The organism is Chryseobacterium sp. JM1 (assembly GCF_000737715.1).
GTDB lineage: Bacteria > Bacteroidota > Bacteroidia > Flavobacteriales > Weeksellaceae > Chryseobacterium.
Genome location: NZ_JPRN01000003.1, coordinates 710031 through 730289 on the forward strand (window position 1 = coordinate 710031; position 20259 = coordinate 730289).

At 38.7% G+C, this 20259-nt stretch carries 14 protein-coding genes; 5 read left to right on the forward strand and 9 right to left on the reverse strand.

The window, feature by feature from the left end:
- Positions 1-2 precede the first annotated feature (2 nt).
- The 3 genes from IW22_RS08380 to IW22_RS08390 form a co-directional block, all read right to left on the reverse strand.
- Positions 3-4340, reverse strand: a complete 4338-nt coding sequence (locus IW22_RS08380) for a CusA/CzcA family heavy metal efflux RND transporter (protein WP_034725576.1) — start codon at positions 4338-4340, stop codon at positions 3-5.
- An 81-nt stretch (positions 4341-4421) separates the two neighbouring features.
- On the reverse strand, positions 4422-4754 hold the full coding sequence (locus tag IW22_RS08385; protein ID WP_131401710.1) for a hypothetical protein: 333 nt from the start codon (positions 4752-4754) through the stop codon (positions 4422-4424).
- A 226-nt stretch (positions 4755-4980) separates the two neighbouring features.
- Positions 4981-5589, reverse strand: a complete 609-nt coding sequence (locus tag IW22_RS08390) for a hypothetical protein (RefSeq protein WP_051891155.1) — start codon at positions 5587-5589, stop codon at positions 4981-4983.
- Between the two features lie 428 nt (positions 5590-6017).
- On the opposite strand from IW22_RS08390, the gene IW22_RS08400 reads away from it, so the two are divergent.
- Positions 6018-6620, forward strand: coding sequence for a Crp/Fnr family transcriptional regulator (locus tag IW22_RS08400; protein WP_051891156.1), 603 nt, complete (start codon positions 6018-6020; stop codon positions 6618-6620).
- On the opposite strand, the gene IW22_RS08405 is transcribed toward IW22_RS08400, so the two are convergent.
- Positions 6621-7604 carry a helix-turn-helix domain-containing protein gene (locus tag IW22_RS08405; RefSeq protein WP_034725579.1) on the reverse strand — a complete coding sequence of 328 codons (984 nt, stop codon included), beginning with the start codon at positions 7602-7604 and terminating at the stop codon, positions 6621-6623.
- Between the two features lie 129 nt (positions 7605-7733).
- On the opposite strand from IW22_RS08405, the gene IW22_RS08410 reads away from it, so the two are divergent.
- From IW22_RS08410 to IW22_RS08425, 4 genes are all read left to right on the forward strand, one after another.
- Complete coding sequence (locus IW22_RS08410) at positions 7734-8384, forward strand: VOC family protein (RefSeq protein WP_034725580.1); 651 nt, start codon at positions 7734-7736, stop codon at positions 8382-8384.
- Positions 8384-9730 (forward strand): MATE family efflux transporter, encoded by a 1347-nt coding sequence (locus IW22_RS08415; RefSeq protein ID WP_034725581.1) that lies wholly within the window; start codon positions 8384-8386, stop codon positions 9728-9730. The genes IW22_RS08410 and IW22_RS08415 overlap by 1 nt, the downstream gene beginning before the upstream one ends.
- Positions 9731-10055: 325 nt before the next feature.
- Positions 10056-10400 carry a mannan-binding lectin gene (locus IW22_RS08420; protein WP_034725582.1) on the forward strand — a complete coding sequence of 115 codons (345 nt, stop codon included), beginning with the start codon at positions 10056-10058 and terminating at the stop codon, positions 10398-10400.
- Between the two features lie 165 nt (positions 10401-10565).
- Positions 10566-11771, forward strand: a complete 1206-nt coding sequence (locus IW22_RS08425; RefSeq protein ID WP_228384018.1) for a CynX/NimT family MFS transporter — start codon at positions 10566-10568, stop codon at positions 11769-11771.
- 130 nt (positions 11772-11901) lie between these two features.
- On the opposite strand, the gene IW22_RS08430 is transcribed toward IW22_RS08425, so the two are convergent.
- The 5 genes from IW22_RS08430 to IW22_RS08450 form a co-directional block, all read right to left on the reverse strand.
- Positions 11902-12609 (reverse strand): DUF421 domain-containing protein, encoded by a 708-nt coding sequence (locus IW22_RS08430; RefSeq protein ID WP_034725583.1) that lies wholly within the window; start codon positions 12607-12609, stop codon positions 11902-11904.
- A gap of 80 nt (positions 12610-12689) precedes the next feature.
- On the reverse strand, positions 12690-13220 hold the full coding sequence (locus IW22_RS08435; protein ID WP_034725584.1) for a GNAT family N-acetyltransferase: 531 nt from the start codon (positions 13218-13220) through the stop codon (positions 12690-12692).
- A 102-nt stretch (positions 13221-13322) separates the two neighbouring features.
- Complete coding sequence (locus IW22_RS08440) at positions 13323-15524, reverse strand: TonB-dependent receptor (RefSeq protein WP_034725585.1); 2202 nt, start codon at positions 15522-15524, stop codon at positions 13323-13325.
- A gap of 390 nt (positions 15525-15914) precedes the next feature.
- Complete coding sequence (locus IW22_RS08445) at positions 15915-19661, reverse strand: T9SS type A sorting domain-containing protein (protein WP_051891157.1); 3747 nt, start codon at positions 19659-19661, stop codon at positions 15915-15917.
- 8 nt (positions 19662-19669) lie between these two features.
- Positions 19670-20032, reverse strand: a complete 363-nt coding sequence (locus IW22_RS08450) for a hypothetical protein (RefSeq protein ID WP_034725586.1) — start codon at positions 20030-20032, stop codon at positions 19670-19672.
- Positions 20033-20259 lie beyond the last annotated feature (227 nt).

The window sequence follows — 20259 nt, forward strand, 5'->3', positions numbered from 1 at the left end:
TGTTATTTTGAAATTAAATAATTGAATTCTGCTGCGATCTGGTTGAGCTTTTCCAGATGATCGATGTAGTCTGCTTTCGTTTTCACAGCCTGATTGACCAATAAAACCCACGTCATATAATCGATTTCTCCGGCATCCATCTGCTTCTGGGCAGCAGTTAGAATCGTTTCAGATTTCGGAAGCTGTTTCTTTTCATAATTGTCAATGATTTTCTTTTGATTCATGTAATTGCTGATCTGCTGTCCTATTCTGTTTTTAAGCTCAATCTCTTTACGCAGGTATTCATTTTCGGAAACGGCAATTTTTGCCTGAGCAGCTTTTGCCAATGCCCTCTGCCCTTTCGTGAACAACGGAATTCCCACACCGACCAGAACGGAATTAAAACGATTGTTATTGATGTTCTTCATGCTTTGATTCGTATATCCGACAAGAAGTTCTGGCAGCAGTTTGCTCTTTTCAAGCTGGACTTCAGCCTCATTGATTTTAATCTGCTGCTGTAAATACTGAAGTTCCGGATGCTGGCTGATGGTTTCCTCAGAAAGCTGAAGATTGATATTCATTATGGATTGATCAGCTACAGGTTGGTAGGACTTTTCGGACTGAAGCAGTAATTGAAATTGCAGTTTCGCTATATTCAGATCATTTTCAAGGATATTCAGTTGGATGTCTGCCTGTTCTTTCTGGATGGAACCGGTAGATTCTTCTAAAATATTAGCCTCTCCTTTTTTTAGTCTTAAGCTGGCTTTATCGGCAAAATTTTGATACAGACGGCTGATGTATTCCAATACTTTTTTCTTTTCCTGAAGAATTAAGATCCTGTAAAAAAAGTCCGAAACTTCCTTTCTGAGCTGAGCTTTGGTCAGGTTCTGATTCATCACACTAGCCGTCCATGAAGCATCTAGCATTTGTTTTCTTTTCGAATATACTGTTGGGAAACTGAACCTTTGCGATACCGAGAATGAATTGTCGGTTTCCTGTCCCTGGATTTGTCCAATAGCGCCAGCCACTTCCAGTTGCGGAATATCCAGATAAGTTCCCTTCAGTTTTTCCTGATAGTCAGTGATCAGTTTTGAATTTTTAAGTGTTCCGTTTTGCTGATAAGCTTTTTCCAAAGCCTGTTCATAAGTAATATTTTCCTGTGCACTGATTCCACTTACGGAAAGTAATAACAGAACCACCGACAGTTTTTTATAATTAAGTTTTTTAGAGAATTTCATTTTCTTTTTATTAATTCGTTCAAATAAGACATAGAGAATAGGAAGGACAAATAGGGTGAGTAAGGTCGCCAACATCAGTCCGCCGATAACCACCGTTGCCAAAGGTCTTTGCACTTCTGCCCCTGCACCGCTGCTGAGCGCCATGGGAAGGAAGCCTAATGAGGCTACAAAAGCGGTCGTTAAAACCGGACGAAGCCTGATTCTTGTTCCCATCAGAACAATTCTGCTGGTGTTGGTTATTCCGTTCTTTTTTAAGCGGTTAAACTCTGATATCAAAACAATTCCGTTAAGTACAGCAACTCCGAAAAGAGCAATAAATCCAACCCCGGCGCTGATGCTGAAAGGCATTCCTCTCAATGCCATAAAATACACCCCACCGATTGCTGATAAAGGAATTGCGGTGTAAATAATCAGACTGTGTTTTACAGAACCGAAAGCAAAGAATAGCAATAAGAAAATCATCACCAGTGAAATTGGAACGGCAATGCCCAGTCTGGCTTTGGCTTCATTTAAATTCTCAAAGGCACCGCCATAGGAAATCGTATACCCGGAAGATAATTTTAAATCTTTATCCGTTTTCTTCTGAAGCTCCTCTACGATACTTTGTACATCCCTTCCACGCACGTTAAATCCTACCACAATTCTTCTTTTGGTATCTTCCCTCTGAATCTGATTCGGACTGTTTTTCAATTCCACTTTAGCCAATTGAGATAACGGAATCTGTTCACCTGACGCCGTAGGAACCAAAAGATTCCGGATGCTGGTGATGTCTTTTTTGTGTTCATTATCCATACGAACCACAATGTCAAATTTTCGTTCTCCTTCGTATAATGCTCCTGCGGTTTGTCCTGCAAAAGCCATATTGATCCCTCTGTTGATTTCTGCTACGGAAATACGGTGACGTGACAGTTCTGCCCGGTTGTAATCAATCACTACCTGAGGCGCTCCCACAACAGGTTCCAGATAGAGATCCTGAGCACCTTTTACTGTATTAATGATACTGCCGAGTTTTTTTGCGTATAGCGCAAGACTGTCCAGATCTTCACCATAAATTTTACAGACCACATCCTGTCTGGCTCCTGTCATCAACTCATTGAAACGCATCTGTACCGGAAACTGGAAACCTGTCGTCAATCCGGGAATTACTTTCAGAGATTCACTCATTTTTGCTGAAAGTTCGGGGAATGATGTGGCGGATGTCCATTCTTTTTTAGGTTTTAAAACAATGATCATGTCTCCCGCATCCATCGGCATGGGTTCTGTAGGGATTTCCGCACTTCCGATCTTAGTAACTACTTTTTCCACTTCAGGAAACTGCTTCAGAAGAATTCCGGCAGCTTGGCTTGTCACTTTTTTTGTTTCGTTGATGTTACTTCCCTGGAGAATACGCATTTCAACCGCAAAATCGCCTTCTTCCAATGATGGAATGAATTCACCGCCCATTCTGGAAAGGATTACCACAGCGCCTACAAAAAGGATCAAAACAGTAAAGAGAATTGTTTTTCTGAATTTAAGCGCTTTCATCAGGAATTTCTGATGACCTGCCTCTACTTTGGCCATGACCCTGTCTGAAATATTGTCCTTCTCCTTTTTCTTTTTACTCAAGACAAGCGAACTCATCATCGGAATATAAGTTAAGGAAAGCAGGAATGCTCCTACCAGAGCAAAAGCAACAGTCTGGGCCATAGGTTTAAACATCTTGCCTTCAATCCCCTGAAGCGTAAAAATCGGAAGGTACACGATAAGGATAATAATCTGTCCAAATACGGCACTGTTCACCATTTTTGAAGCAGAACTGGAAACCTGTTCATCCATTTCCTTTTTGCTGAGCATATTGTCTTTACCGAAATGCTTTTTATGAGCCAGCTGATGGAGAACCGCTTCCACGATGATGACGGCTCCGTCTACAATCAATCCGAAATCAAGGGCTCCGAGACTCATTAAGTTTCCACCAACTCCAAAAATATTCATCATGATAATGGCAAACAGCATGGCTAAAGGAATCACCGATGCCACCAATAATCCTGCTCTGAAATTTCCCAGGAACAGAACAAGAATAAAAACAACGATCAAAGCTCCTTCCATCAGGTTGGTTTTTACGGTACTGATCGTATTATTCACCATTTTAGCACGGTCAAGGAAAGGTTCCACGACAACCCCTTCCGGTAAAGACTCCTGGATTTTTTCAAGTCTCTGCTTTATATTTTCGATGACTTCATTGGCATTTTCACCTTTTAGCATTAAAACAATGGCTCCAGATACTTCTCCGGTATCATTATATGTCATGGCTCCATATCTTGTGGCAAAGCCGATCTTAACTGATGCGACATCCTTGATATGAACAGGAATTCCGTCTTTGGTATCGGCAACCTGGATATTTCCAATGTCTTCCGTACTTCCTAAGAGTCCTTCACTGCGGATAAAAAGAACGGTTTCTTTCTTCTCGATATAGGCACCTCCGGTATTCTGGTTGTTCTTTTCAAGGGCGGCAAAAACATCATTGATGTTGATGTTAAAAGCTTGTAATTTATTAGGATTAATCGCTATTTCATATTGTTTCAGCTTGCCTCCGAAGCTGCTGACATCTGCTACCCCTTTTGTTCCTAAAAGCTGGCGTCTGATCACCCAATCCTGAATGGTTCTGAGTTCAGTTTCATCATACACATTTTCGTAGCCTTTTTTAGCCCTTACCACATATTGAAAAATCTCTCCCAGTCCGGAAGAAATAGGTCCCAGCTCCGGTTTTCCAATGCCCTCGGGAATATTTTCCTGAACAAGCTGAAGACGTTCCTGAACCTGTTGACGGGCCCAATAGACATCCGTTTTATCATCAAAAACGACAGTCACAAGAGAAAGTCCGAAACGTGAAAAACTGCGGAGTTCGGTGATTCTGCTGATGTTGCTGGTAGCCTGTTCTATCGGAAAAGTAACAAGACGTTCGATGTCTGCAGCTCCATAAGAAGGCGCTGTGGTAATGATCTGAACCTGATTATTGGTAATATCCGGCTGGGCATCAATAGGAAGTTTGGTGGTTTCATAGATGCCAAGAAGAATCAGCCCTATGGTAAAAAGAGCGATGATGAGTTTATTCTTTACAGAAAACTCAATAATTTTATTTAACATGGAAAAATTATTAATTGATAAACAAGAAATTGACTGCTTCAGGGCAAAATCCTAAAGCATTAATTTTCAATTCAAAATCAATTAAGAGAACCGCGGAGGCTGGAAAATACGGGAAAGATAAAGACTTGGAAAGTTTTTCTCCTGATAAGTGCTGTTTTTCTGAGGCACCCTGATTTCTTTAGGTTTTTCTATGTGAAAAGTCATATCAGGAAGCTGGGCATTCACCATCAGCACAATGGGTGGATTGATAAAAGGAAGTTTCTGGTCTGTAGCCCAGTCTGAATCTTCTTTGTGGTTGTCATAGTGCTCCATGACAAACTCCGCGAAGTTTCCTTCATATTCCATAAGGTGTTCCACAAACAACGGCACTTTAAGCACTTCCGCCGTATTGGTGGTAGCAAGCACATACATCATTGAACATATTATGGAAAGCCATTTTAACATTGCGGTGCAAATATAGGGCTTAAATTTTTTCTAAAACGGTTCTCTGTATTAATTTTATGAGAATAATCCCTGTGTCAGAAGTCTTTCCCATAGATATTCGATAGTTCAAAAGATGAATTGTTTTGTAAATAATTAGAAATGAAGTCTTTTTACTATACATTTTAGCACATCTTATGGAATGCGGATTTCGGGTTAATTATTCAAAGTCCAGAAAACCGTCCGAAAGTTTTTTCCATTGGATCTTGGAAACACCTATCATTCCACCGGCGGCTATCATAAAATTTCTAACAATATCAATAAATCCTGCATTGAAATTTGGCGTTTCATTCCGTCCGTAGACTGCAGCTTTTAAGTGGCTGGCTGTTCTGGAAATCATAAAGGTAGATGTAGCTTTAGCACTGTAAAAATGAGAAATATGTTTGCTGTGCTTATCTTCAGGATCTTTTGATGGATTACAGGTGATCATAATGCTTTCCGACACGTTGTCTTCCAGGAAGCAGATGTCAGTGATTTCTACCCAGTCATAACCTTTCGCTCCTTTTTCTCCCGGCCCGGGAATATCAATTTTTATAAAATCTCCTATCTGAGGAGCTCTTATGATTCCATTTCCTTCGGCATCATAAAGTTTAAAGTCTGCAAATCCTTCTCCACAATAGCTTTTCCATTGGTTAACGGCAAAAAATCTTTCTTTGAGCAGTTCAAATTTTACCGGAAGAAATGTTGGATCAAACTCTTTTTGGCTTTCTGTATCGTGAAATCCACCAGATATCTGCTGGGGAACTCTCGGGATCTGCTTTGGTTTCATGGTATTGAATTTTAGACTAAGTTATAAAAACCGGAAGAATTCCTTTATGAGTGGAATCACAACACTAGTTTTAAACACAAATCACACAAATACTTTCACAAATAACACTAGTGCGAAAAATATTGTTCGTGTCATTTGTGCTATTCGTGTTTTAATCATAGAATATAAAAACCTCTCAATCGAGAGGCCAATGTTAAAACGTAATGTATTGAGATATATGGAGCTTTTAAACTGCCAGCCAAAAGTAAAAACAATGATCAATATATTTTATGACTGGAGTCATGTTGCCTTGATTTTATTGTGAATTTGTTAAAGTTTGCTTATCTTACCTTCTTTTTATAAACTAATATTTATTTTTGAATAAAAATTTAAAAGCAATAGCTGTGAGATTGATCTGAACAATTCAATTTCATGGTTGTGTGTCCGATATGCCTATGATAATCGATGAAGAACTTTTATTGTCCTCGGGAGCCGAACTTGTCCGTTATGGGGTCAACGATGTTATTTTTAAAGAAGGTGATGTTCCGAAATACTATTTTCAGATCAAAACCGGAACGGTAAAGATCAATAATTATCATGAAGACGGGCGTGAAATCATTCACAGCATCCCATTCGATGGGCATTGTCTGGTAGAGAGCTCTCTGTTCATTGATAAAGACTATCCTGTTAACGCTGTGGCCATGACGGGTTGTGAAATCATAAAGCTGGATAAGATCAAATTTCTGGCGCTTATCGGAAGTTCGCCTGATCTTCTCTCAAAACTCTACACCTACACAGCAGAAAGAATGTATTACAGGCATGTAATGCTGAATAATATCTCATCACCCGATCCGGGAACCAAAGTAAAACGCGTAATGGAGTGCCTGAAATCCTATAATCAGTACACCAGCAAATATTCCTACCAGTTTCCGTTTACAAGGCAGCAACTGGCTTCTCTTACGGGCTTATGCGTAGAAACAGTGATACGCGTTGTTAAAAAAATGGAGAAAGAAGAAATGGTACGAATAGAAAACGGTAAAATATTCTACTGATCAGAATTTTTTCAGCTGGCTCGGAACCATTCCGAATTTTTTTTTGAAAGCCGTCGAAAAATGGCGTGGATTTTTGTAGCCTACTGCGTCTGAAACTTCACTGATGGTCATTTCTTTTTCAAGGATCATTTTCCTGGCTTCCTCCATTTTAAGGCTGTTCCAGAATCCGAAAACGGTGGTTCCAAAAAGTTCTTTGAATCCTTTTTTAAGGGTAAATTCATTTGTCCCGGCATAATGGGCCAGCTCAATCAGTGAATGATCCGAATGATGGTTTTTCATAATGAAATCCTTCACCGCATGAATCTTGTCGATTTCCGTCCTTTTTAAAGAAGTTTTTATCAATGACTGATCTGCTATCTGTTCAAACTGAAGGAGCAGCAGTTCAATGGTTTTGGCTTCAATAAACATCCTTTTGAATAGTCCTTTTCGTTCGCAGTTGATAATTTCATTAATCAATTCATACATCCGCGCATTGATTCTGTTATGTTCAGGGTTCAGCTGACAGCCATTCCCTTTTTCCATCCGGTTTCTGAAAGTTTCAAATAACGGGGATTCATCAGGCAGAAATTTTTTAAAAAAACCGGGAGAAAGATTGATCTCAAAAAGTTCAAAATTCCGGCTCTCCCATTCCATCGTTCCTTCCATTCCGGATGCATAGATAATATTGTTCTGACCATTGGAAAAATCTATATTCTCGACAAAATTTCCGGAAACCGCACTGCTTTTTCCTTTCAGGGCAAAATGCATTTCCACAGTTTCATGATCGGTCTCAAAATTCAACAGGACTTTATCTGCAAGGTTGGCCAATCCGTATCCGATATGGATATCTCCAAAATAGATTTCGTTATAGCTTCCTTTTCCATAAGGCAGATCCAGCTGAGTTTCACATTCCACAATGTCCTGATATGGTAATGATCCAGTGAGCGGATGGTCTCTTTCCATCAGCGGATTTTCAATATCGTCTCCATACAGTTTAAGCGCCATTCGTATTGATGTATTTCTCCTTTTGGCGGAGCTTTTACTCCTTTATACAGACCCTAAAACATGAACCGGGTGTCTATATTTGCACAAAGTTAATTATTATTTAGAATCATTCTTAATTATAAGCTATAAATGATGCAGATAAGCCATGTTTTATTCCGTACAGATGATCTAAACCGTGCTGTTCAAAAACTGACAGATGCCGGATTCAATGTTGAATACGGAGCCCATCCTTCAAAAGCGTACAATGCTTTTATCTGGTTTGAAGAGGGTGTTTTTATTGAAATTTTTAAAATCCCTGCCATTCCTCTGCCATTCAGATGGATCATGAGAGTATTCGGGTACTCCCCTGTTTTGGAAAGAATGAAAGGATGGCATGAAAGTCCGGGCTGGTGTGACTGGTCACTGGAAACCCGGCAGAAAGATCTTAAGTACTATCGGCTGCTTCTGGAATATTTAGATATCGGCTGTAAAGCATTTAAAAGCAGGAGAAAAGATGTCCGCGGAAAAAAACTCTCATGGCGGCTTGCTGTTCCGGATGATACCCACTTCCCTTTTCTGATGTCTGCCTATTCTGTCAATCCCAGACCTAAAAAAATTACACATCCGAACGGAATCAAAAGTATAAAAATGATAAAGGTTGGAAAAGAAAGTCTGGACACTGTTCTTCTTGATGCGCTTCTCGAAGATAAAGAAGCATTGATGCTCATGGAAGGCTGCGAAGGACTTCAGACTGTAGAATTTCTTCATTCAGATATAAAAATCGAAGACATACTTATATAATGGAAAAGCAGAAACAACTTATTTTAAACGGGAATATGTATCGGGTCATGTGGCAGCTTTCATGGCCAGCCGTGATTGCAATGGTACTTTATGGAATGAATAATTTTCTGGACGGAATTTTTGTCGGCCATCTGATCAGTACCACAGCACTGGCGGCAGTTGGTATAGCCTATCCGTTGGCTCAGTTTGCTCAGGGATTTGGTACACTGATCGGGACAGGAATTGGCTCTGCGGTGAGTATCTGGATCGGAGCGGATGATAAAGAAAAGCTAAACAATTCTTTGGGAACAGCGAATTATCTTACCTTAATTTTCTCTGTCCTGATCACCATTCCATGCTTTATTTTTGGAAAAGAACTGGTATATATGATGGGCGGAAGAGGTGAAATTCTGTCATTGGGAACCGAATATTTCCGTGCAACGATTCTCGGAAGCTTTTTCTGGATTCACGGGCTGGCCCTGAATATGATGATTCGCGCGGAAGGCCGTATGAAAACCGCTGCATGGATGATTGCTGTCGGGTTGGTAGTAGATGTCGCTTTAAAACCTGTTTTCATCGATACTTTTGGCTGGGGCGTTGCAGGTGCTGCCTGGGCTACGAATGTTTCAATGATCATTTATACCGTTCTAGGGGTTTGGTATTATTCATCAGGAAAAGCGTCTTTCAAAACCAGGTTCTGGTCCCTGAAAAAAGACAAAGCCATTATTAAAGAAGCGCTTTCACTGGGAATGCCCGGATTTATTATGATGATCATGATCGTGATACAGAATATTGTCGTGTTCAATGTACTGGCGAGGTATGGAAAAGATTCGGATATTACATTTTTCACGGCAGTAAACCGTTTCTATATCCTTTTGAATACGCCGCTTTGGGGTCTGATGCGGGCACTTCAGCCGGTCTCGGGCATGAACTACGGAGCCGGAAAATATGAAAGAAGCATCAAAGCTTACTGGATCTTCTCTTTAGTTGGATTAATGATTCTACTGCCGTTCTGGCTGTTTGTTATGTTTTATCCGTCAGGTGTATTGTCGGTGATGATTCCGGATATGGTTTTTAGCAACATTCAACTGACTGATTTTAGAATGTACATGAGTATTCTGCCTGCGCTGCCCTTTGTTTTTATGGCTATGGTTTGGTTTCCGTCTGTTGATCATGCGAAACCGGCGACGGTGATCAGTATTCTGAGACAGGTTGTTTTTTATATCCCTGCACTCCTTACTGTACCCATACTATTTGGAATTAGTGGCATTTATACGGCGAGTGCAGTCATTGACTGGGTTATTTTCGGATTGGTAATCTATTCGGTAGGAAAAAATTGTAAAAAAATGAAAGAAAAAGCCAATTAATGGCACAGCCTATTTTTATGTAGAATTAATAATTTTTGAATATTTATACCTTTATGATGTTTTGCATAATGTAAATTTTACTTATATTTGTGCTTCGAAATAATTTTTTTTCATCATTTGTGTTTTTTTAAGGTCTCCTCATCTAGGGGACCTTTTTCATTATATGCATACGTAATTGTTTATTTCATGGGTTTATGGAAACATAGAATAATGAATTTTCTGGCTAAGTGTAAATACTGAATCGTGAATTTGGTACTTTCTACGCTGTTATATTTCCCTTTAAAGTGACAACTTTGTCATGTTAAACAACTTAAAACATTACACCATGTCAAAATTCAAAATCAACATCGTTGCAGGTCCGCTTTGGAGCAACGACGAAGCACAAAAAATCGGAGGTCGTATTGCTGCGGCCCATTTAGGAAAATTCACTGGACAATGGAGCACTATTGTCGAAGGTCAGATGAGCGTTATCGAAGTTGAATACGATACAGAACCATCTGGAAGTACGGAATATACTATGGACGTTTTAGCAGGACCTATCTGGAGCAACGAAGATGCAAAAGAAATTTGTCCTTCTATCTGTGCTTCTTACGGAGGTACGTGGAACGGACAGTGGACTACAGTCGTAGAAGGAAAAATGAGTGTTTGCGGATGCGTATTCAAGTTCTAGGAATATTTAAAATCAGTATAGATCTCCGGGGCAACCTGGAGATTTTTTTTGTTTATTTTATTATAAACAAAGGAGATGTTGTTGTATTCAATTGTCGTTTTAAGTAAAAATTTTGGCAAGGTCCAATGAAATAACTGAATTAACTTTGCATCAAATATGTATTGCATGATGAAGAATGAAACAAGAAAGAATGCTTCCTACGTTCTGATGCTGATCAATGTACTGGTTGTCATACTGGTATCCAGCAATCTGAGATCTCCCATTATTTCCGTCTCTCCGGTGCTATCCGAAATACGAAATGCTTTGAAACTGGATAGCTTTCAGGTCAGTTTGCTTACATCTATCCCTTTGTTTATGTTTGCTACCTGTTCCGTTTTGGTTAGCAGATTTTCGCATAAATTCAGTATCAGCAGATTTCTGATGTACTCTCTGATTATTTTAAGTTTCGGACTTTTTCTAAGAATTACAGGATCTCTTTGGATGCTTTTTGCAGGATCTGTGTTCATAGGACTTGGGATTTGTATCGGAAATGTGGTTACTCCTGGATATATTAAAAATAATTTCCCCAAACAGATCGGACTGATGACCGGAATTTTCGCCGTGTCTATGAATCTTACCGCAGCTTTGGCATCAGGTTTTAGTGTAAGAATCGGTGAATGGACAGGATTCGGATGGCGTGGTTCATTGGGAATCTGGCTGGTGATTGCAGGTTTGGGGCTGTTTGTTCTGATTCTTGAATTGATATTCAATAAAAAAAATCCGGGTCAGTCCAAAGCAGCTTTGACTGTTTCTGATTTCAATATGTTTAAATCCGCCCAGGCATGGAATATCAGTGTTTTTATGGGACTTCAGTCGTTGTTTTATTACTGTATGATGGCCTGGTTGCCGTCGTTTCTTACCGATTACAATATGCAGGGCGAAAGTACCGGATGGGTTCTATTCGTTATCCAGATCACTATGATTCCTGTTACTTTCTGTGCCCCGATCATTGCAGGAAAAATGAAAGATCAGCGGATTCTGATTGTCCTTATCTGTACCTTAATGTTCGGAAGTACAATGATGTTCGTCTGGCTGCAGTCTCAATGGATCTATGCTAATGCTGTTATTATTGGTCTTTCGAATGGCTTGTCTTTCAGTTTATCCATCCTTTTCTTTTCAACAAGAACAAAAAACAGCGCCAATGCCGTGAAAATATCAGGAATGGCACAGTCTGTAGGGTATCTGATCGCTGCGTTCGGACCTCCCGTATTTGGGAAGCTGCATGATTGGGATGTTTCATGGAAAAGTTCTTTTTACTTTTTAAGTTGTGCCGTTATCCTGATGTTTTACTTTGGAATGAAGGCGGCAAGTAATAAATGTGTGGAGGATTAAGGAAAAAGAGTCAAGAATCAAGAACCAAGAATAAAGACAATAGATTTCAGACATGAGACAAGAGATATCAGATTAAGGTGAAGAAATAAGGCACGTTATTACTCATTGCTCATTACCCATTACTTATAATTTATGTTACTCTTTTTTTATCGCTGGCTTCCACCCATTCGTCTTTCCCACATTTTGGGCAGTTTCCGGCATTTCCTTCTGTTTTAGATTCGGTATGTCCGCAGAATATGCAGGAATAATGGCCTTCTTGAGGAATTATCTTCAATGGATTTTCCAATGAATCAGGCATGATCGGAAGTCCGTATTTCACGGCTTTATCTTCATGAAAAAATATGCTGATTTCTCCGGAACTCTCTACAATCGCTGTTTCAATCTGTCCTAATTGTGAAACGCCTTTTAATCTAAGCTCGGCAAAGAATTCATCGCTGCCCAGATTTTCTTTTTTGAAATTATCTATAGCAAACTCTCCATCTCTAATCAGACAGGCAGAACTTCCTTCCACCAGTTTTTCAAATCTTTTGCTCTTGGCGATAAAAATAGTAATGATCGTATATAAAAGAATAATAACGATAAAAACCAGGATTGAAGAAACGATGCCCACATCTTTATTAAACATCGGGTCACCAGCCGCAGAACCTAAACCGATAATAACGACTAACTCAAAAATGGAGAGCTGCTTTACACCTCTTTTACCCAAAACCCTTAATCCGATAATAATCGCCAGAAACATAATGGCCGTCCGGAGAATGATCTCTAAAAGAAAAGACCATTCTTCATGTCCCATCAGCAATTCTTTCCAGTTGAGTTCTAAGAGAAATAAGGCTAGCATAGATATTAATTTAGAAGGGACATCCAAAAAATGAGCCATAGCCTGTTTGGAAAGGTGGCTTCGAGTTCCTCAGCCACCATTTATTTATTTACCCATTCTTCTGCAAGAATCGCATAAATCACGTCATCTACCCAAACACCGTTGATGTACAGGCTTTTAACGAAGTGCCCTTCCTTTCTGAAGCCAAGACGTTCCATCAGCTGCAATGAACTGGTATTATCAGGATCAATGGAAGTGGTGATCCTGTGTTTCTTCAAATCTTTAAACATCAGGTTAATCAATCCTTTCAATGTTTCGGAAGCATATCCTTTGTGATGATGCTTTTTACTCAGTGTGATTCCAAATTCCACCTGATTACTGTCTATAAAATGCACGCCTACATCACCGATGACTTCTTTCGTCAGCTTATCTGTAATCAAAAGCTGATACCATGTCTCCGGCAGATTGAATTCTTTGGAGTTCCTGATGATGAATGTTTCCACTTCTTCCAGAGTTTTGGGAATCCAGCTTTGAAACTGATTGGTTTCCCCATCTGAACGGTACCCGAAAATGGCTTCCTTATCATTCATATCAAGATCTCTGAGCAGCAGTCTTTCTGTTTCAAGAATCATTTTGTTAAAATTTTAATAGGCTAAATTATGAATAGATTTGAACCTCCCGAATTAAAATTAGTGAAATCGTGGACTTTTACGGTTTTTTCAAATTGAAAGAGCTTAAAAATTATATTTTACATTAAATCCTGTAAAAAAATAAGCTTTACTAGGGCCGGGATTGACATCAGTATAGACCGCAGAATTATTATATTGATTATCTGCATCCGTATCATTGATACTGTTGCCATAAAATAAGAATTTGTAATTGATTTGATTAGTCAGATTATTTCCTATTATGAATATATCTAAATCCCATTTATTGAAATTATGTTTATAACCTATTTTTGAATTTAAAAGTCCGAAGCTTTTTACTTTATTTATGTTTGCAAAATCAGTGTAGACACTTCCCATAAAATTATATGTATTTTGCCAGTATAGTCCTAAGTTTGTTTCAAAATCAAGCCCGAAAGATACTTTTGTTTTCGGAACTCCGACAACACTCTTTTTTTCATAATTATTAACTCCCGCAGGCTTTCCGTCTTCTTTTAAATAGGTACTGAAACCAGAATATTTAAAATCATTATAGGTATAGTTTACAAACGGTTGAATTTTCGAAACTAAGGAGTGTTCTGGTTTGTAAGAATAGCCTATACTCATCTCCAATCCTTTATTTTTTTGATTTCCTGTATTAGCCCAATAGGTGTAAGCTGTTTGCTCTGCATTAGACATTCTTCCTGCCAATTGGGTAAGCTTATCTTTAATATTAATACTGAACAGTGAAAACTGATAATCTATTGATGTATTCTCTATCAGTCCCTGAATACTGAAATCCCACATTTTTGCCTTTTCCGCAGTCAGATTTTCATTGGTTATGTTAAGGCCGGGTATGAAAGCTGTGGCGGAGGTGGGTGCATTATATCCTTCGCTATAGCTTAGGTTGTATATCTGATTTTTCCATACTTTCTGAAGCGCAAAATGGGGAGTAGCTACGGCTTTGAACTTTTTGTCAAAGGACAGATCCTTTTTATAGACATTATCAGTATTAGTCATGAATAATCCAGGTATAGCCAGCAAATCTTTTCTGTTATAGCCGATCTGATTGATGCTGAGTCCAGCAAGAAACATTAAACTCCATGGCTTATAAGTGATTTTCTCAACCGCAAAATAGTTATTCTGATGGTTCATATTTTTAAAATAAGATCCGTCAGAAAGAGGTCTTAAAACAGGAGGCTCAGTATTTTTTACACTTTTATAACGGTAATTGGTAATAGTAGCCAGAGACTGCTGAATTTCAACCCCGAATTCTGCCTGGCTCCCGAAATCCTCCCAATCCTGATTGAAATTAAATACAGATCTGAGTCCATAGTTAGAAAAAGAAGAGGTTTCATAGGCCCCGGCTGCAATTCTGTCACCGTTCGTTCCTGCATAGAATATTGTAGTGCTGTTTTTTAAACCAGAAGTAATTTGCCAGATATGGCCAACTCCAACCCTCGAAGTAACAAATTTTGTTTTTGCACCTCTTCTGATGTAGGCAAAATTTCCGTTGTCAATTTTATTATAGTAATCATCATAGGAAATTTGCCCGGAAACTTGTTCCAGAGAATTACCATGGGTAGCCAATAAAGTAATTTTTTGATTTTCATTCAGCTTAAATTCTCCATTGATGTTGTAAAAATTTTTGATACTTTTCCCGTGAGGTCGATATCCATCACTTCCAATGTGCCCGTAATTGGTTATGATAGAGTGATTCTTTCCTACATTGGTAACAGAAGTTGAGCTTTGAAACAATCCGAAAGAGCCGGTATTAAATTGCTCAGAAATAGAAGTGCCTTTTTTAGTTTCAGGCTCCATATAAAATCTTACTGCTCCCCCGGAACCACCTCCATATAATGTGGCAGCCGGTCCTTTTACAACTTCTATACGGTTGATTAGCCCGAAATTCACATCGTCTAGAACAGTAATACCGTCTGCTCCGGTTAGAGGAATATTATTAAGATACATCTTGATTCCCCAATTATTAAACTTCTGGTCATTTCCATACCCTCTTACTATGATTCTTTGTCCGCCTAGCTGTGTCCTTTTTTCTACCTGAACGCCAGCCATCATCCCCAGGCTTTGTTCTACAAATTCTGGATTATTACGGTTTATTTCATAGTCGGAAATAACTTCTGTGGATTGTGCATGTCTTTTAAATTCTTCCCTCTCCTTAATTACTTTTGCTCTTGCGTGAATTTCTATTTCATCGATATTCTTTTCTTTTTCCTGTGCCTGGGTAAAGCTAATCATTGACAATGAAATAGCTAACAAATAATTTTTTTTCATCAATTCTAAAAAATATTTTAATTTCTGTTTTTTTGTGTTCTAAAAAAGAACAAAGTCATATAATTAACATAAATCTATCTTTCATGGAAAGCTCAGCATATTTTTGCCTCATGTTATATCTGCTGCCGGATAGAAAAGGTATTACATTCCTTCAGCTTCATTGTTTAATGGATCACGAAGGTAAAATGCGGATTAAGCATAAACCAATCCAGGCCTGATAGATATCAATTTTCCGTTTTATCAGCTTATTTATTTAGCGGTACAATAAAGAAAATAATAAAATTTTAAGCAAATGATACAAGGCAATAACACAAAACATCCCTAATTACTTTTTGTAACAGTGATATTTGTTTATAATATTTTACACAGTCATTTATTAGAGGAATAAAATTAATTTTTAATTAACTTCAATGCTTTATTTTGTGTATCTGTTTTTACAAGTACCAGATAAAGTCCCTTTGATAATTCTTTTACGTCAATATCTATTTTTGAACCTTTCTGTTTCTTCAAAGATATTACCTGTCTTCCGGAAGCATCATAAATATAAACATCTACATTTTTCTTATTATTAGAAGGAAGCAAGATGCTTGTATGGTCATTGGCCGGATTGGGAGCCAATCTGATGCCCTCTTCTGTTTTTATAATGTCGTTTACACCAAGTGCAGAGGTTGGAATAATTGATTTTATAAGCCAGCCATAAGATTCTGTATTAGTATCGCTTTCCATGCGAAGTCTTACTGCAATTTCTTCTCCAAGAGCAAAACCGGTTAAATTCAGAGAACTGTTTTGAAATAGTGTTTCATTCACAGTGGCAGCTGTAAGCGGAGTTCCTGCATTTGTCCAGTTACTGAATGAAGCTTCATCATAAACGCCTAATAGTTTCCAGGTCACCAGATCCTTAGATCCTTCCACGTATGCATAATCATAGCCTGCTTCTGTAAATGCCATATGCCTCACCGTCATTGGAGACCCTGCACCTATAATGACCGGAGTTCTCACATAGGTCTGGTAATTGGTGGAACCTGCATATGGATGGCCAACATTATTAAGTACATTATAGCTGAACTTATTTGATACATTATCTACCACAAACTTACCTGTTCCAATGTATACATCATTAGCTGTAAATGAAGGGATATTAATCACAGGGGCACCTGCATTAAAGTTGATGATCTCCACAGACTTTGATGTCTTAATTGTTTCTTTTGATCCATATACCCCCAAAACGGAGACTGTATGAACTCCCTCCGGAAGACTTGAATTAGTTGTAAAGGTATAATCAGTATTTGGCTGTGTACTGGAAATAGTTGACACATATGTATTATCTACAAATACCTTCAGGCTCGTGATTTGTGGATTTGTATAATTAAAGACTGCTACAGCCTTCATATCATGAATACCTGCCTGTTTGATACTTGTGATATTTGGGGGCGGTACATATTCCGGAAGCACATAGGTAGTTAATTCAGGAATAGTAGCTGTCCAAACTCCTCTGCCGTGAGTAGCAAGCACGACCTGATCATTAACGATTTTCATCTGCCAGACAGAAACTGGCGGAAGAGTGGTTACCGGATACCAATTCGTTCCCCCGTTTATGGTTTCAAATACTCCTATATCTGTTCCTGCCCAAAGGACATTTTCATCAAATGGCATTTCAATTAAACTATGTACCGGTACATTTGGAAAACCTGATGATACAGATCCCGTACTGTATCCTGAAATATCGGTCCATGTTGCTCCAAAATCATTGGTTTTTACTACCTTAGGCTGGCTTGCAGCCGAGTGTAGCACATATGCTCTGGCCTCATTGGTATTGGATGGAGAGAGGCCGCTGATATAGAGATTACTTGTTGTTGGCGAGTTCCCTGTTGTTTTGGCGAAAGTAAGTCCATTATCTTTTGAAACATTCACCTTATATGCTGTACCTGCGCCAGGCGAAACAGCTGCTGCTGCCCACACTACATCAGGATTGGCTACAGATACCTTCACTGTCGCATAGGATGAGTTTCCCGGCCATGTCCCATTATTGGCTGGTGTAAAGGAGGTTAAATCCCATGTCCGTCCGAAGTTCAAAGATCTCCAAACCCCATTGGAAGAAACAGTAAATACAACATCCGGATTATTATTGGCATTGGCTAATTTGGAATAGAATGGTGATGATGCCGACCCATTATCAGCATTGCTTGCATTAAAACGACCTGATAAGCTTACTCCCTGTTCTGCTCTTACAAAGTTATTATACTGAGAGCCAAACAATAGCTCGTTAGGTTTATTATAGTTCCAAAGTGTCTCAAAACCATCTCCTCCATATAATGATAAATAATCGGAAGAACCGGAAGAAGGGGCTGTAATAGTAGCTGCAGAGCCATTATCCTGAGCTCCTGCCACGTAAGCATTTTCTCCATTCTTTTTATCCGCTCCGTAGAATTGTGTTGTATTAAGACCCTTAGCCGGGTTAGACCAGTCTCCCTGGGTTTCTCCCGGATTGACTTTGTATTGTGTAGAATAAACTCCTCCGTCATTAGTCAGCAGTAATCTGAACTGAGTAGGATCATTTGAATTGACCTGGCAGACGATACCATGCTGATCAGGATGTACAGAGGTATTAAGATAGGCTGTATTATAACCACTGGCAATGGATAGGACATTATATGAATTATTTGTAGTATTTACTGTAATCTTAGCCAGGTAAACCCCACCTACATAAAAAATATCGGCATTGGTAGGATGCGTAGCAATAGTATTATCATACCAGCCTTGGTCACCTAATATTTCTTTACTGTTTCCGGATTGAAAGGTCAGAGCCTGAAAGCTGGTCCCTGCATCCCTGGACATATACAATCCTGTCGTATTAAGTTCCTGGCAGCTCAGATATATTCGGCTTTGGTCTGTATGGCATATGCTCAATTCTATTCTTTCTATACCCTTATTAAGGGATACAGCGTCAAATATTTTTGTCCACGTTAGGCCTCCATCTGTTGACTTCATAATTCCCAGTGTGTTAACGGCTGCATATATTACCCCAAAATCGTTGGTGGCTACAATATCCTGAACAGAGCTGTAATTGATGGAGTTCATTGCTGCTCCGGAGAATGGTTGTGTCCAGGTAGTTCCTCCGTCCTGGGTCATGTAGATTCCTTTTGGAGTTCCTACGAGTAAATGATTGGCATTGGCAGGATTCACCAATAACCTTCCCACATCGCCAAAGGCTGAAGTGTTGGCTACAGGAGCCCAATGTTCACCAGCATCACTGGATTTAATCAGGCCAACTCCTGTGATGCCATCCAGATTACCAAATGGTTCTCCGGTTCCCGCATAGACTATATTCGGATTTTGAGGAGAAATGGCTAAAGTAGAAGATGAAAGGTTAGGCACACTAAAGTCTGTGGTATTTCTCCACGTAGTTCCCGCATTCTCGGTAATCCACACCCCGCCTCCCGCTGTTCCTACGTACCATTTATCGGGATGGGTAGGTGAAATTACCAGACTTCTGTCTCTTCCCGGAATATTATAAGGACCTCTCTCTGTAAAGGTAACATTATTGATAGAATAGGTTCCATTCTTTGCAGCAATAGAAGAATTCTTGCGGGCATTCTTAAGTGTAAGACTGTTCAATGCCTTGCTGTATTCCTTCATTAAATTCCCATTTTCATAAAGCATCTCGGTGGTTCCTATAGGTATTGTAATGTTACGTCTGTACTCTGCCATTTCTTCAATTCCTTTCTTTTCCCTGACACCCGTCTTCTGTTCTCTTAGTTTTTTTTCGGCACGGTGACCTATTACCATTTCTCCGGGTTTTACCATACTGAACAAAAGTTCCTGTCTTAAAAGTTTCTCTTCCGTTCCGTCTCCAAACTTTTCAAATACTCTGCTGAATTTTGGATCATTGTAAGCGAATCCAGTTTTTAGGATTTGGGCTTTTTGTATCTGGGCATAAGTTTCCTTATCGGTAGGAATCTTGATCTTATCGGATTTCTTCTGTTGATCTTTTTCTTTCTTTTGTCCCGTTTCTGTCATTTTTGAGGACGGCAGAGGCTGAAGGGTGGAGCCTGTCTTTTTACTGAAATGCTGACAGGCATTCAATAAAAAAATAAGACCAAGTACTATTACGCCATTTCCGAAATATTTTTTTTTCATTTTGGGTTTTATTTTATGGGGATTAAAATTTGATCTTCTTCGTTTTCTTCGTTTACTTCCGTTTTTGCTCTGATAACCTCCCGATAAGGGATAAGTACGAGTGTATTGTCGGATCTCCAATAAATGGAATCTGTAAGACTTCTGCTTTTTTCTTTTTTAAGGATATTAGTTTTGGATTCTGTTACGAAGTAGCTAAGCCATCTTTGAGGATTGTGAGGATTAGCTTCATATTTATAGAATAAAATAAACCGACGATCAGGGCTCAGTTTACTGGAATATTCATTTTTAATATTATTATAAAATACAGCAGTATCCTTGTAAGGTTTGCAGTATATTAAAGATAATATTGCTGTATATGTAAATATTTTCATAAAAATTAAATTACTCTAATTTTTAAATATAAAATAAATAAGCCGTAAAATTCATAAAAGGTAAAAAATTACATAAAGAGCAATTTCTTAAATAAAAAATCAACACATTAATAAGATAATATGCACATTTATAAGATTTTAGAAGTTATTTCACAAATAAATTTTACCAAATAATATTATATACTGTAGTTTATCCGTCCGTTTCTTAAGTGTTTAATCTTATTAAC